The following is a 13,542-nucleotide window of genomic DNA, read 5'->3' as shown; positions in this document are numbered from 1 at the left end:
GTTGAATTAAAGCCGTTAATTGGTAAGGTTATTTTCTGTTGCTAACTGAGCCAGCAACATCTGTTCAATCAATTCACTGCGGCTGATATTGCGCTGTTTTGCCAGATGATTCAGTGCATCGACAGCATCTTCATTAAGTTTTAGCTCCACCCGGCGAAGTCCTTTGACTTTATCCCGGCGTAGCTGATTACGTTTATTGATCCTAAGCTGTTCATCTCTGGACAGCGGACTTGTTTTAGGTCGCCCAGGCCTGCGTTCATCTGCGAACAAATCCAGTGTGGTGCGATCAGTTTGTTCTTTTGCCATAAATTCAATTGATAAAGGGCGTGTACCAATAATATAGCCGGCAATGATACCTTAGCTGGGCGCGTGTCGCTACTGGTTGATAGGAGAGATTATCAGGATTGGGTATAACAATAGTGGTTAATAAAGTATCGTGAAACAGATAAAGCAGAAAAGGAACCATTTGTACTGATTAAGGTCATTTCCTTAATCAGTACATGGATACGGGGATTACGGCATAAAAACCTTTCGTATCATATAGGTAAAAGAATCAAGATTTTGCTGCCATGTAAAATCAGGTTCCATGATTTGCCTGCCGATGGAACCATCAACGGTGATCATCAGCCAGGAAGCGGCCTGTTCAGCATTAATTTGTTTATCAATTTCCCCATTTTCAATGCCTTTGCTGATTAGCCGGGTTAAATGTTCGCGGACTTTTTTCTCATTTTCGGTAAATATCTTATTAATAGCCGGATTCCGGCTGGCCTCAGCAATAATTTCGATACTTAGCCGGGCATAGCCGGGTTCGTTATAGAGCTCTACCAGCTTTGCTAACAACTTTTCGATAGTCACGGTCACTGAATTTTCATCATAACAGGCAGCCAGAATCTCATCGTAGTCATGGCTATCTTCTTCTGCAATAGCTTCAATAATGGCATTTTTGGTCGGGTAATAATGAAACAGGTTTCCGGGACTCATACCAGCCGTTTTACAAATTTCTGCTGTCGATGTTGCATGAAATCCTTTTTCGATAAAACAGGAGATGGCTGCATCAAGAATATGCTTACGTTTTTCCCGCTGTTTTTCGGTCTGTTTTTTCACCTTATATTCCTCCAAAGGCTGGGTACAGAATCAGATCGATTCATATCAGTGATAATTAAGATCGTCTTTTGTTACCGATGACAATTTCCTGAGACGTGGAATGATATATTTTTTAAAATCATCCATATAGCTATAAATAACGGGCACAAACAACAAACTGAGTAAAGTTGAGCTGAGTAACCCGCCAATGACGGCGATAGCCATAGGAGCACGGAAATTGGTATCCGCACCACTGGTCAGAACCAGAGGGATCATGCCGGCAATCATGGCAATTGTTGTCATGATGATCGGCCTGACGCGCTCTTTCCCTGCCTGAATGATGGCATCATTGCGTGACATGCCAGAGCGAGATTTTTCGAGAATAAACTCAACCAGTAAGATTGAATTTTTGCTGACAATGCCCATCAACATTAAAAAACCGATGATAACGGGCATATCAATCGTAGCATTGTAAAGAAGCAAAGCGATAATAGCACCACCGATAGCGAACGGCAGGGCAACCAGAATGGTGAGAGGCTGTAAGAAATCTTTGAACAGAATAATCAGGATAGCCAGAACCATCAGGATACTGAGCATTATGGTGGTGAAAAAACGTTCGAACATCTCATTCATGTATTCAACATCACCATACTCAATCCTTTTGACTTCCGGCGGTAATTTTTCCAGCGTGGATAACTGATTAATCTGCTCTAATGCGGTTCCGATAGCAATGCCGTCAAGGTCTGCTTCAATCACGGCCTTACGTTGTCTGGAGATGCGTTCTATGGCATCAGGCCCTGAGCTGAAGGTAATATCTGCAACAGATTTAATCGGGACATTCACTCCTGATGTACTGCTGACATACATATTACGCAGCACGGCCAGACTATCCCTGTCCTCTTTAGCCAATAAAACGCGGAGTGGCACCTGCCTGTCAGGTAAATTAAATTTTGCGGTATTGGCACTGGTTTCACCAATGGTGGCGGTTTTAATGACAGCGCCAATCGCATCGGTTGTTACACCCGCTCTGGCTGCTTCCGCAATATTGGGGGTGATGATAATTTCTCGTCTGGGTAACGGTTGTAGGATCTGAACATTCTTTAATCCGTTTAACTGCATCATTTCCTGACGTAGCTGCTGTATTGTCTGAGAAAGAATCTCCGGGTAGTCACTGGCTAAAACAATTGAAACATCCCTATTGCCGCTACCGCTGCCAAAATTATACCGAATATCTGGTGTTGCACTCAGAATAGGTGCTAATGATTCTTCAAACTCCTTTTGTGACAATTTCCGCTCATTAATCGGCACTAAGTTAATAATAATAGTGCTTTTATTCTGACTGATATCCCCGGCTGTTCCTTCAACACCTGCGATAGAAAAAATATCTACAATTTCTGGCCGGTCTTTAAACTGCTTAATAATTTTCTGTAACAGTTCATCACTTTTGGCTACCTGTGTTCCGGGAGGGACTTCAATATCTACTTTAGCGATACTGATATCTGATTTAGGTAAAAAACCGGAGGGCAATAGCTCAAGCAGGCTTAATGAACCAAAAAGGAAAATAAGGGCTAGGGCCAAAGCTGTTTTACGAAATCTGAGTGTTTTATCGAGAATGGTAACATATTTGTTGATCCACTCAGGTGTCCTGACTTTATCTGCTTCGCTATGTTTTTCTGATAATGCTTTTTTAGCCGATGCCTTTTTCGGTAATAACAGGTAAGCAGACATCAGTGGAGTGACCAGTCTGGCAACTAACAGAGATGATAAAACAGCGGCTGAAACAGTAACGCCGAAAGGCACAAAATACTGGCCGACAAAACCACCGACAAAACTGACCGGTAGAAAAACGGCAACAATCGTAATCGTAATCGCGATGATGGCAAACCCGATAGCATTAGATGCTTTGATAGCGGCAATATAGGGTCTTTCACCTCTTTCGATATATTTTTCTATATTCTCTATTTCGACTATCGCATCATCCACTAAAATCCCGATCACCAGCGTTAATGCTAATAGTGTGATGCTGTTTAATGTGTAGCCAAATAAATGCAGAATAATAAAAGTAGGCAAGATAGATAACGGCAGGGCAATTGCAGCAATTAATGTTGCCCGCCAGCTTTTCAGAAAGAAGAACACAACAATGACCGTTAATATTGCACCTTCGATCAGTGTTTGCATAGTGGCATTATAACTGGCTACGGTGTATTTCACATTTGATGAAACGAGTTTGATATTAATATCAGGGTACTCTTTTTCAATTTTGTTTAATGCCTGTGTGACCCCTTTTTCAACTACAGTATCACTTGAGCCTTTGGTGCGGAAGATTGCAAAACCAATAACAGGTTCACCATTCAGGCGTGCAATAGTATTTGTTTCTGCATGTGAATCTTTAATTGTGGCAATATCACCCAGTGTTACCCAGTTATTATTATCTAATGGGAATTTTAATTGACGTAAATAATCAATTTGATTTTTGGCACCTAAAATACGGATAGCATGATTCTGACCGGCGATAACCATTTTTCCGCCGGGGATATTGACATTACTCTGGAGTAATAACCGGTTAATATCTGCAACACTGATTTTTAATGCAGCCAGTTTCACCGGATCAGGTTCAACTAATATTTCTCTGCTTGTGCCTCCAGAGCGGCTGACCTTTTGTACGCCGGGAATAGTTAATAAATGTTTACTTAATTTGTCATCCACAAACCAGGATAATTCAGTCAGGCTTTTGTCCTTTGACTGAACAGCATAATTCAGAATAGAGCCTCCCTCGACATCAATACGATTTATCAGAGGTTCATCTATAGTTTGTGGTAATTCTGCCCGTATTTGGGTGATTTGTTCCCGAATATCATTAACGGCGACATTGGGATCTACGGTCAAATTAAATTCAACAATAGTAATAGAGACACCATCAGTAATGGTTGAGTTAATATGCCGGATCCCGGGTAAACCAGAAACTGCCCGTTCAATAGGCTTGGTAACGGCATTCTCCATTTCGGAAGGGGAAGCCCCATTTTGTGCAGCAGTGACCGTCACTATCGGGAAATTAATCACCGGATTGGCATTAATGGGTAACTCAGAGAAAGAGAATAACCCGGCAATTGTCAGAGCCAGGAAAATAACAATGGTGGGAATTGGCTTTCTGATGGCCCATTCTGATAATTGAAACTTCATTTTATTTTCCCTGTGGCTTAATAGAAACGGTATCCATCTCCTGTAAGAATGGAGATGCAGAAATAACAACTTTATCGTTTGCTGATAACCCTGATTTTATTTCCACCCAATTACCAAAAATACGTCCTATATTAAGGTGTTTCTTTTCGACCACATTTTTTTTACCAACAATAAAGACACTGGCTTTATTTCCGTTGGTAATATTAACTGCACTATAAGGAATGGCATTAATATTTTCTGTCTTAAACTGAAAGAAAGCATAACCGAAATCACCTGGTCTGATATCTGCGGGAACATTTTCAAGAGCGATCCTGATAGTTCCTATCTGAGTGATTGGATTAATTTTAGGTGAAATATACCTGACTTTACCCGTTATTTTTTCACCTTCAGTGAGCGTTATTGTTGTGGGGAAACCGCCCCGAATCTGCTTTAATTCGGTGATATAGGCTTCAGCAGAAAATTCGTACTGATTATCAGCGATAAGTTTAAACAGGTAATTATTATCGGTGGTCATCCCCACTGTTGCGATGCGTTCACTGATAACCCCATCATTAGGGGCAAGGATCGTTGTTTTGGCCCGCTGGCTTTTTTCTTCCTGTAATAGAGCCTGTAATTGGCGATACTCAGCTTTTGCTGCATTCAGGGCGGCCAGTGCGGAGTTTGCTTCCATTTTATATCTTTCAAATTCACTGGCTGAAATTACGCCTGTGCTGATCAGCGGTTTTACTCGCCTCAGTTCAGATTGTGCCTGATTGTTTACAGCTTCGTTCTGTTTTATCAGGGACAGTGATTGTTCGAGTTTCGCGCTGGCCTGCCTGACTTTTTCATCTTGAATGGGCGTTTCCAGCATAGCCAGAACATCCCCTTGTTTGACATGATCACCTTCTTCGACCAAAACATGCGTAATGATAAGTTGAGTTAGCGTAGGGCTGATGACAACCTCATTTTTGGCGACGATAGACCCTAATATATTAACGGTGGGAACAAAGGGAACAGACTGGATTGTTGTGGTTGAAACATACATCTGTTCCGTGGATGTCTGGGCGTTTGTATTGAAAATGAGAATAGAAAAACAAAAGCCAAGAAGGGGTAACAAATTTCTTGCCATTTATCGTCCTTACTAATGAGCAGAATGCTTAAATTAGCGCCTATATTTTTAGATAGATTAGTCTATCTAAAAATTGAGCGCAAACATTTTAACCACATTCTAATCTGAATTGCTTCGCACGAAATTAACTATAATTTGTGTATGGAATTGGTGTTTTTGTTCTCTTACCGGGGCTAAAAAACAGATAAGAGAACAAAAGAGAAGAAGGGTTATTGCAAGGACAGAAGTTCTTCGCGGCTGAGACCAGTGCTTTTCATAACCAGTTCAATACTGGCACCATTTTTTAAGAGGTTTCGGGCAATGTTAACTGAAGCTTGTTTTTCACCTTGCTGAATGCCTTGCTCTATACCTTGCACCATACCTTGTTGTATACCTTCTTCTCGGCCTTTTTCCTGCAATCGCTGTGCAATATTCACAATCGCCTCCTGATGGCTGTCTGCCTGTTCAATCAGTTGTTGAAGCACCTGTTCAAAATGTGGTGAATCTAGCGTGACAAACAGATAGTTAAGAATAGTAACGACATCATTGTCACTATTATAATTGTGCTTAAGAGCCTGTGCCAATGACGTGGTCACAGCTTCAACTCTTTCCCGCAAATTCTTATGTTTCATTGCCAGTTCCATCACGGCGATTTTGCGATGGCTAACCAATTCGTTATCATCAATCACCGTTACATCCACTAGCGGAAATGGATTGAAATACATCTCGTTAGCCAGTTCTGGCAATGAAAAGCATTGTGTCCATGTTTGCTGGAACGGATAAGGACTAGTATCTCCATGATAAAACAAAACCGGCACAACCAGTGGTAATTCTTTATTTCCCTGCTGCAAGTGCTGATTCATAGCCATAAAAGCGTAGTGCATCATGCGCCATGCCATCATTTTATCCGGTGTGGACTGGTGTTCAACCAATACATAGAGATAACCGTCACCCTGTTGGGTTTTCACTGAATAAAGCACATCAGACATTTTTGACCGTAACTGACGATCAATAAATGAAGAGTTAGTCAGCTTTAACGTATTAAAATCGCATAGCTTCTTAATTTTTTCCGGTAGATGAATGTCAAAAAAATCACGGGCATTTTCAATCTGAGCCATGAATCCTTTGAACGCAGCATCATGAGGTGTGGGGATGGTCTTTTTATTCTTCATGTTTTTTTATCAAAAAATGATTCCCACACCCAGTGTACAGCACAAGAAACTCAGATATCAAGGTAATAACACAATGTAATTAATCAGCTTACATGGTTAATTATAGCCATTTACTTATGTATTTCGATAATCTTAGTGGTAAAAATCAATCAACCGAAAGTCGACCAGTATGATGGTGATATTTCTGTCGATACTCTTTGGGCGTCAGGCCATTACAGCGTTTAAACAACTCTCTAAAATAACGGGTATCTTCATAACCCACTTCATGGCTGATCTCTTCAATGGTTTTTTGTGACTTTTCCAGCCAGTGTTTGGCCTGTGATAACCGTATTTTCTGAATATACTGGATGGGGGTTTGTCCTGTAGCAATTTTGAATCTGCGTTTCATTTGCCGTTCACAAAGATGAATTTTACTGGCTAAATCAGCGACGGATAAAATCTCAGAAGGGAAAGAGTGCATCCAGTCCTGTAACTTGTGAATGAGCAGATCAGAATGCTGACGGTAAGGAACAAAGCTGACCGAATCATACGAACTTTGGTTTTCGTTTTCCCCGAACAGAAAATGCGCGCAATGCTCTCTGGCACATTTACCATAGAGTAGCTCGACAATATTCATCATAGCGCTGGCGGTGCCATAAGCGCTGGAAATACAAAAACGGTTATTGTCACAAGTGATTTTTTTATCCATATACAGGGGAATATGGGGAAATAACGTCTTAAATTCAGCAGAAAAATGGGGATGAATGGTTGCACTTGTTGTCAGTAGACCGGCTTTTGCCAGCATGAACGTGCCAGAACATACGGAAACGATAGGAATATGTTTTTCATCCATCGCTTTAAGCCAGTCTATTATTTCCGGTGAGCAGTGTTGTGGCTGCCATTTTGGAAAACCCAGTGAGCCTATCAGGATGAGATCAGGATACTCTACCTGATAAAGGCTGCTGTGAGATACCGGGATAGATTCAATCAGCCTATCATGGATTTCATCCATTTTCTGAAGAGAGGGGGAAATAATATGAACGTGAGGAGTGGGGCCGCCAATAGCATTGGCGGCGATAGTCAGTATTTCGATCGGCATGGTAACCGATGTGACTGATGAATGTGAAAAAACCAGGGCCGTGATAGAGATTTGTTTCATAGTCGTATTCTCTTCCTTAAGAACATCTTACAATGCTGTGTTAATTTCGTTATGAAGTACGCTTGCTTAGTCATTCATATCCATTAATGATCACGCATCATCATAGTGATTGTTTTAATTATCTGATTTTAAATTGAAAATTAATTTATTTTCATTCGCTAAAGTCATTGATAGTCACTGATATTCATTCGGCGTCATGAAAAAAGTGTACATGTCTGTGTACATAATCTACATTAGAAATAGCGTAATTTTTGAGGGATGTTGTATGGCAATTACCGATTCATGGCTTCGCTCTACCAGTGGCAAACCACAAGATAAAATCTCTACTAAATCAGATCGAGATGGTTTATCTGTTCGCATTACCCCCAAAGGGAAGATTATATTCCAATTTAGGTATCGCTGGAATGGCAAAGGGGAGCGGATTGATATTGGCACTTACCCAGCCACTAGTTTAAAAGATGCTCGAGATTTAGCGATTTCTTATCGTAGTGAGCTAGAACAGTATCGAAATCCTAATATGGTTAAGCGTGTTCGCAAAGAAGCAGTTTTGAATGCTGTTACGGTGGAGAGACTTATCAGGGATTGGTGGGAAACCACAATGCAAGGAATAAAGGTTAAAGCAGATGAAGTTTTGCGTTCTTTTGAAATTCATGTATTCCCTAAAATTGGCAAGCTACCTCATGACGAAGTGACGCTACATGTTTGGCTTTCTTTGATTGAAGGTGTAGCCAAACAATCGCCATCAATAGGTGCTCGGATATTGGCATATACAAAGACTGCGCACAGGTGGGCTGTTCGGAGAGGGATGACTAATCTAACCCCATTATCTGATGTTGAGAGAAATGACCTAAGCAAAAAGAATGCAAATGATGACATAGATCTTGATGATGATATAAGCGGTAGAATATTAAATGAGGAAGAGTTAGTGGTGCTTTTTCATATTATCAATAGCCCTGAATGCAATCCTCGTAATGCAATAATAGTAAAATTATGCTTATTGTTTGGCTGTCGTATTGGTGAGTTGTTAAAAGCTAAGGTTCATGATTTTGACTATGAAAATAACATCTGGATCGTTCCCCCAAGAAATCATAAAACAGGCAGGAAATCTAAAAAACCTATCATTAGGCCCATTATCTCAGAAGCTAAAGAACTCATTGAACAAGCGAAGGGATTAAATCATGGCAGCGAATATTTATTTACTGTATCCACAGGTAAACCACTTGTTCAAAACTCGCACAGCACAATAATTGGAAGGCTAAGTAAAAAAATGGCCGAATATTTTGATGATTCCTATGCATCCTGGTCAATTCATGACTTACGTAGAACCATGCGCACCGAGATATCTGAATTAACGTCACCTCATGTCGCTGAAATCATGCTGGGTCATAAACTGCCGGGAATTTGGCAGGTGTACGATAAGCACACCTACCTAAATGAGCAGAGAGAAGCCTACGAACGCTGGTGGGATAAACTGACTAAAATTGTTTCCCGTTCTCCCAATCAAGAATATCCTGCCGCAAAAAATTAAGCTGATTGGATTTAAACTTGGGTTTTGGGAAGCCTTCTCGGCGTTGCTTCCCATTACCGCACCACAATCTTATAGTATGTGGCTTTACCCCATACCGATCTGCCAGTTCCTGAGTTTTGATATAAGGTGACTGATTCATTTTTCTTCTCCTTTTTGATACCCGTTCTCCAATATCACCCTCGCCACACTCGCCGGTGTTGCCTTATCACTCCACGTTGCATCGAAAATAATGTTGTTCAGTTCCGCCATGAGAATATCGTTCAAATTCTTCGGTCTTGCAGAGTAGGGCACCCCATCAGGCACCCCTTCCATAATGTCGATAGTGAGCTGGGCTATTTCTTTTGCTTCTCGTTCCGGCTTACGGTATCCAGAATGCCAAACTACATCGGTGATATCAGACGGATCACCCCAGACTGAGGCAATAATCTGAGTCAGGTGGAATGAGTGACTGATCATTGTTCTTCTCCACTATTTTCATCAAAACCTATGGACATCTGACCTGCCTCCTTAAGAGCGCTAATCATTTTCTGCCGTTTTCCTTTGGTCTTTTTGCGGGCGTTCATGATTTGGCTGCATACAGAAAGCAACTCTGCTTCTTGTTTTTCATCCCGCGTGAGCTGGTGGCGTAACTCATCAAATTTGCCAACCATGTGATCAAGTGATGGCAGGGCATTAATACTGATACCTGATTTTCCTGATTTGAAATCGATAAATGCCTGATTCACATCAAGCTGAAAATCTGGTCGAATCCATCCCGCGTAAGAAACAGCTATCAACTCATGAGCGTAAGTGCCGGGTAATGCTCCGCCATTGTTTACATCGACGGCTTTTTGACCAGACTGCAAATATGCCGTCTGATTGTTTTTCAATAACTTAGCCTCTAATTCTGCAATAAGCTCTTTTGCATGCTTGGTTCTGAGCCACTGGTTGGGTGCTTTGTTCTCATTCTCGCCACTAGCTTTGTGTAATGTGTTCAGGTTGTAGCGCCCGTATTCATCTAGTGGAATTTCAACACCGACAACCACAGGTAATAGTTTGCCTTTCATTATCTTTTATCCCGTTTGTTATGCTTTTTCTTCGCTGGTGTTATCTTCATTACCGACACTTTGGGTGCTGGTGGAAGAGGAGGGCAAACGCCCTCATGAATGTAAAAGTTGCGTCTCATGGTATGGATAATGCGCTGCCCCCAATCCCTGCCATCGTCGATGTGGACTATTGTTCTGACCAGTTCGTCGTCAATGTCCACCATCTGGCGGTGTTCCTTAGTCACGGCTTGCCTCCATTTCTTTTACCTTTTGCTCGGCAAGCTCGAAGATGCTTTCATGTATGGGGAAAACTACAAAAACAGGGTTGCCGTAAATTCTGTTCGTGAAAGAGCAAAACCGGAACCGACACGGGGCATTCATACCGGAGGGTTCAATAAGCACCGACGCTGACCCCTTAAACATTTGGGCCGGATAAGACAGATACTCAGCTGAGAAGAGCGGCATAACATCCTGCTTCTCTGTTGGAATGGTTTTATCTAAATCCGGGAAGCGACCCTTGATTATTTCCAGTCGAGTGAAACTAAAAATCTCATTGCTTTTGTCCAGATGAATAGCTCTTACCTCGTCACCCAAGATAATTTCCGTAAAGCAAGCCTGCTCAGGAATATCACCACAGAACCGGATAACCAGATTGAGATCATCTGCATCATTGTCATCAAAGAACGTACCACTATGTTCTGCCAGCTCCATGCGTACCAGTACATGTCCGTTAGTGGCTTCAAGGTGTTGCCGGGTGATATGGACCCCGGTCAATCCGGGGTGTTTTTCTGCTTGCTCACCTTTGGCTACACAAACTAAAGCAGCACGTAACAAATCGGTATCGATGATCATGACTTCACCTCCGCCTTTGGGCATGCATCCAGACAGCCAATGGTGTTTTCGTTGAACGCTTCCGGCATAACAGAGAAGAGCGTGTGATTAGTTGAGGTCAGCTGATCATCAGTTAGTGCTGCCAGAGATTTTTCGATAGCATCCATTGCGTTATGAGCGTCCATAACAACGCGCAGTGTGTGTCGATGTCCGCAAGGGTAATCAGCTAAATAGGTCACAATGTATTTTTCCATTTCCATTCCTCACTTCTTACCAAACAGTTTTTTGAGATCGACACCGTATACAGCCAGCCATGCTTCGGCAGGCCATGATTTCACGCTGCCATATCTGGGGTCGGGTACGTCGGTAGCTTCCATATTGTTTTCACGGCACCATTTGCGGATGGGCGCATATTTGTACTCTTTCTCTGTGGCTCTAAATACGCTGGTAATGGTTGAGTGTTTGGTGCTTTCGCCCAGGCGTTCTTCCAGTTCTCGACATTTGCGGGTGGCAGCACTGAGTTTGCCGAGTGCGCTAGCCTCACGACTACGGCTGATCTGTGATTTGGTGCGCTCTGCTTTATCAGCGCGCTCTTTTTCAACCAATCGGCCTTGCTCAGATTCAATGGCCATCTGGAGGATTTCTAGTTTGGATAGTTGAGGTAGGCCAGTAGTTTGTTGTTGGACAGCCGGAGTTGCTTTACCGGATTCCAAATCGAACCAACGGTCAATCACTGCTGCACGGCGAACAACGTCATAACCAGTGATGAGGATCTCTGTATGACGACGGTCGAGCAATAATTCAGAGATATAGCCTCGATTGTCGATAACAGCGATTACACCTTCAACTAATTTAACTTGTTGATTTTTATGATGGTTGAAATTCCAACCATCCTTTTTTATTCCATACAACTGTGTAAGCATGTTCCAAATATCGACATGAACATTTTTTACCTCCTTCCCCGTCAGTTCCGCTATTTCACGGCTGCTCATCATTGCCGCTTGGTTATTGGTGATCACTTCGTTTTTCTTGCTCATATCTCGTCTCTCAATGTGTGCTTGGTGATGCTGGTTCAGCAGTAAATAATTTGAATCCGTTGATAAATACTCCGTCGATAAAATCACGCATCCATGTACTACCGTTTTCTTTTTCATTTATTTCGTTTCCTAAATAGAAACGTTGCAATGCGATATATTTTTCAATTGGGTTAATTTCTAAAATTGGTTTTTCTATTTGGTGAATAAGTAGCGTTTCAATCACGTCAGAATCTATTTCAGTGGTGCAATTTTTGTGGGTAAATATAAAATTTCCATTTTCAAGCCTTCCGAAGCGCTCACCACATGAAACTAAGTATTCTTTGGCAGCGATGGCTCGCTTTTGCTTAACCGAAAATTCAGCACATTCCATCTTTTCCTCATCGGTAATTGGCGGATAATTAGCTAGCACTCTTTTTTTATCTAAAAGACACGCAGGAGGTTCAAATCTGCTTTCCTTTAAATCGGAAATCATTTCTTCTATCATTGATTCTGTGTATTTCATTACCATCCCTCACGAATAATTACTTTTGCTTTTTGAATGCAACGATTCCCGTTTTTAATGCATTCCTGTTCTTGCTTGAGATTATTGGATAATGAAAGGGCTTCACCCCATTTATTAGCAGCGCGACGAAATAAACCTTTCGATTCTAAATTCCGCGCTAATTCACCTGCCTGTTCATATACCGTCATTATTCACCTCCGTCTGTTGAAATTTCTGTTTCCACTTATTGGTTTCAGTGTGATTATCAAGGTGCTTTTTTAATACTTCTTTTGTTCGCTGATTTTCTTTCTGACTTCTTAATGCGGTGCTATGGCTATGATGCAATGAATATCTTTTTTCATTATGCTCTTGACGATATTCAGACCAGAGTTGGGTATTCAGCGTATTTGCTAATTTATTAGCTTTTCCCCAGTATTCGGCAGCGAGGTTATACTTTTCTTCTTTTTCCATTTGAATAGCGATATTGGCAAAATCTAAATAGGTTTTCTTTTTCATTTTATTGGCTCCGTTTTTTGTGCGATGTGTTCTAGTATTACTTCCATAAATGCATCGCCCTCTATGGTTAGATTTCCATGCTTGGTGTAAAAGTTGCTGTATGAATCAATAAGTATTTTTTCTCCTCCAACTGCTAACGTATCTTTTTCAAATAATTCAATTAGAGCTAGATTTAATATTTCTTCGTCTAAATCCAGTCTGTAATTAGTTCTACCTACTTTGACTATTACGGAGTGGCAACCATGTTTCTTTTGTAATGCATCCAGCTTGGCGTTAATAAGAGCCTTTCTCTTTCTTTCAAGCAAGGTTAATTCTGTCATTCTATATTCTCCGTTTTTGGCGTAAGCGATTCCCCAGCGATGGCACTGTAATTAAATTTGGTTTGTTGTTTTTATTATTAATCTAAGTCGGCTATTTGCATTTCTAACTCAGATATTTTCTCATGTAATGAATTAATTTTACTC

15 protein-coding genes and 1 pseudogene are annotated in these 13,542 nt (G+C 41.3%); 1 reads left to right on the top strand and 15 read right to left on the bottom strand.

Features of this window, described 5'->3' with window-relative positions; translation table 11 throughout:
• Positions 1 to 15: 15 nt before the first annotated feature.
• The 6 genes from ybfE to AACS92_RS10290 form a co-directional block, all read right to left on the bottom strand.
• Entirely contained in the window at positions 16 to 306 is a 291-nt protein-coding gene (gene ybfE / locus AACS92_RS10315; RefSeq protein ID WP_099111133.1) for a LexA regulated protein, read from the bottom strand.
• A 207-nt stretch (positions 307 to 513) separates the two neighbouring features.
• Positions 514 to 1,104 (bottom strand): TetR/AcrR family transcriptional regulator, encoded by a 591-nt coding sequence (locus AACS92_RS10310; protein ID WP_099111132.1) that lies wholly within the window; start codon positions 1,102 to 1,104, stop codon positions 514 to 516.
• Positions 1,105 to 1,149: 45 nt separating this feature from the next.
• Positions 1,150 to 4,263 carry an efflux RND transporter permease subunit gene (locus tag AACS92_RS10305; protein WP_099111131.1) on the bottom strand — a complete coding sequence of 1,038 codons (3,114 nt, stop codon included), beginning with the start codon at positions 4,261 to 4,263 and terminating at the stop codon, positions 1,150 to 1,152.
• Position 4,264: 1 nt separating this feature from the next.
• A complete protein-coding gene (locus AACS92_RS10300; protein WP_099111130.1) occupies positions 4,265 to 5,371 on the bottom strand; it encodes an efflux RND transporter periplasmic adaptor subunit in 1,107 nt (368 codons plus the stop codon).
• Between the two features lie 209 nt (positions 5,372 to 5,580).
• Positions 5,581 to 6,522, bottom strand: coding sequence for an Rpn family recombination-promoting nuclease/putative transposase (locus AACS92_RS10295; protein WP_099111129.1), 942 nt, complete (start codon positions 6,520 to 6,522; stop codon positions 5,581 to 5,583).
• Positions 6,523 to 6,667: 145 nt separating this feature from the next.
• Positions 6,668 to 7,660 (bottom strand): GlxA family transcriptional regulator, encoded by a 993-nt coding sequence (locus AACS92_RS10290; protein WP_099111128.1) that lies wholly within the window; start codon positions 7,658 to 7,660, stop codon positions 6,668 to 6,670.
• Between the two features lie 265 nt (positions 7,661 to 7,925).
• Between AACS92_RS10290 and AACS92_RS10285 the strand changes: the two genes are divergently transcribed.
• Positions 7,926 to 9,188, top strand: a complete 1,263-nt coding sequence (locus AACS92_RS10285) for a tyrosine-type recombinase/integrase (protein WP_099111127.1) — start codon at positions 7,926 to 7,928, stop codon at positions 9,186 to 9,188.
• Positions 9,189 to 9,323: 135 nt separating this feature from the next.
• Here the strand turns inward: AACS92_RS10285 and AACS92_RS10280 are convergent, their stop codons facing one another.
• From AACS92_RS10280 to AACS92_RS10240, 9 genes and pseudogenes are all read right to left on the bottom strand, one after another.
• On the bottom strand, positions 9,324 to 9,644 hold the full coding sequence (locus AACS92_RS10280) for a hypothetical protein (RefSeq protein WP_099111125.1): 321 nt from the start codon (positions 9,642 to 9,644) through the stop codon (positions 9,324 to 9,326).
• Positions 9,645 to 9,885: 241 nt separating this feature from the next.
• Positions 9,886 to 10,234 (bottom strand): annotated as a pseudogene (locus AACS92_RS21875) (KilA-N domain-containing protein); the annotation flags it as partial.
• Between the two features lie 216 nt (positions 10,235 to 10,450).
• Positions 10,451 to 11,065, bottom strand: a complete 615-nt coding sequence (locus AACS92_RS10270; protein ID WP_099111122.1) for a hypothetical protein — start codon at positions 11,063 to 11,065, stop codon at positions 10,451 to 10,453.
• Positions 11,062 to 11,298 carry a hypothetical protein gene (locus AACS92_RS10265; protein ID WP_099111121.1) on the bottom strand — a complete coding sequence of 79 codons (237 nt, stop codon included), beginning with the start codon at positions 11,296 to 11,298 and terminating at the stop codon, positions 11,062 to 11,064. Before AACS92_RS10265 ends, AACS92_RS10270 begins: the two co-directional genes overlap by 4 nt.
• Positions 11,299 to 11,307: 9 nt before the next feature.
• On the bottom strand, positions 11,308 to 12,081 hold the full coding sequence (locus tag AACS92_RS10260; RefSeq protein ID WP_241537992.1) for a Rha family transcriptional regulator: 774 nt from the start codon (positions 12,079 to 12,081) through the stop codon (positions 11,308 to 11,310).
• Positions 12,082 to 12,091: 10 nt separating this feature from the next.
• Positions 12,092 to 12,583 (bottom strand): hypothetical protein, encoded by a 492-nt coding sequence (locus tag AACS92_RS10255; RefSeq protein WP_099111120.1) that lies wholly within the window; start codon positions 12,581 to 12,583, stop codon positions 12,092 to 12,094.
• Complete coding sequence (locus AACS92_RS10250; RefSeq protein WP_099111119.1) at positions 12,583 to 12,771, bottom strand: PerC family transcriptional regulator; 189 nt, start codon at positions 12,769 to 12,771, stop codon at positions 12,583 to 12,585. The genes AACS92_RS10255 and AACS92_RS10250 overlap by 1 nt, the downstream gene beginning before the upstream one ends.
• A complete protein-coding gene (locus tag AACS92_RS10245) occupies positions 12,758 to 13,078 on the bottom strand; it encodes an ANR family transcriptional regulator (protein WP_099111118.1) in 321 nt (106 codons plus the stop codon). Before AACS92_RS10245 ends, AACS92_RS10250 begins: the two co-directional genes overlap by 14 nt.
• Positions 13,075 to 13,398, bottom strand: a complete 324-nt coding sequence (locus tag AACS92_RS10240) for a hypothetical protein (RefSeq protein WP_099111117.1) — start codon at positions 13,396 to 13,398, stop codon at positions 13,075 to 13,077. Before AACS92_RS10240 ends, AACS92_RS10245 begins: the two co-directional genes overlap by 4 nt.
• Positions 13,399 to 13,542: the final 144 nt, after the last annotated feature.

This window comes from Xenorhabdus sp. KJ12.1, from assembly GCF_963876495.1.
Lineage (GTDB): Bacteria > Pseudomonadota > Gammaproteobacteria > Enterobacterales > Enterobacteriaceae > Xenorhabdus > Xenorhabdus stockiae.
The sequence above is the reverse complement of the archived record's forward strand: the minus strand, read 5'-3'. Positions and strand labels throughout refer to the sequence as shown.

Bases quoted from the DNA above. Each gene is read 5' to 3' on its own strand.
- AACS92_RS10240 (WP_099111117.1), bottom strand. From the start codon at position 13,398: ATGACAGAATTAACCTTGCTTGAAAGAAAGAGAAAGGCTCTTATTAAC.
- AACS92_RS10280 (WP_099111125.1), bottom strand. From the start codon at position 9,644: ATGATCAGTCACTCATTCCACCTGACTCAGATTATTGCCTCAGTCTGG.
- AACS92_RS10255 (WP_099111120.1), bottom strand. From the start codon at position 12,583: ATGAAATACACAGAATCAATGATAGAAGAAATGATTTCCGATTTAAAG.
- AACS92_RS10300 (WP_099111130.1), bottom strand. From the start codon at position 5,371: ATGGCAAGAAATTTGTTACCCCTTCTTGGCTTTTGTTTTTCTATTCTC.
- AACS92_RS10260 (WP_241537992.1), bottom strand. From the start codon at position 12,081: ATGAGCAAGAAAAACGAAGTGATCACCAATAACCAAGCGGCAATGATG.
- AACS92_RS10250 (WP_099111119.1), bottom strand. From the start codon at position 12,771: ATGACGGTATATGAACAGGCAGGTGAATTAGCGCGGAATTTAGAATCG.
- ybfE (WP_099111133.1), bottom strand. From the start codon at position 306: ATGGCAAAAGAACAAACTGATCGCACCACACTGGATTTGTTCGCAGAT.
- AACS92_RS10265 (WP_099111121.1), bottom strand. From the start codon at position 11,298: ATGGAAAAATACATTGTGACCTATTTAGCTGATTACCCTTGCGGACAT.
- AACS92_RS10245 (WP_099111118.1), bottom strand. From the start codon at position 13,078: ATGAAAAAGAAAACCTATTTAGATTTTGCCAATATCGCTATTCAAATG.
- AACS92_RS10290 (WP_099111128.1), bottom strand. From the start codon at position 7,660: ATGAAACAAATCTCTATCACGGCCCTGGTTTTTTCACATTCATCAGTC.
- AACS92_RS10285 (WP_099111127.1), top strand. From the start codon at position 7,926: ATGGCAATTACCGATTCATGGCTTCGCTCTACCAGTGGCAAACCACAA.
- AACS92_RS10305 (WP_099111131.1), bottom strand. From the start codon at position 4,263: ATGAAGTTTCAATTATCAGAATGGGCCATCAGAAAGCCAATTCCCACC.
- AACS92_RS10270 (WP_099111122.1), bottom strand. From the start codon at position 11,065: ATGATCATCGATACCGATTTGTTACGTGCTGCTTTAGTTTGTGTAGCC.
- AACS92_RS10295 (WP_099111129.1), bottom strand. From the start codon at position 6,522: ATGAAGAATAAAAAGACCATCCCCACACCTCATGATGCTGCGTTCAAA.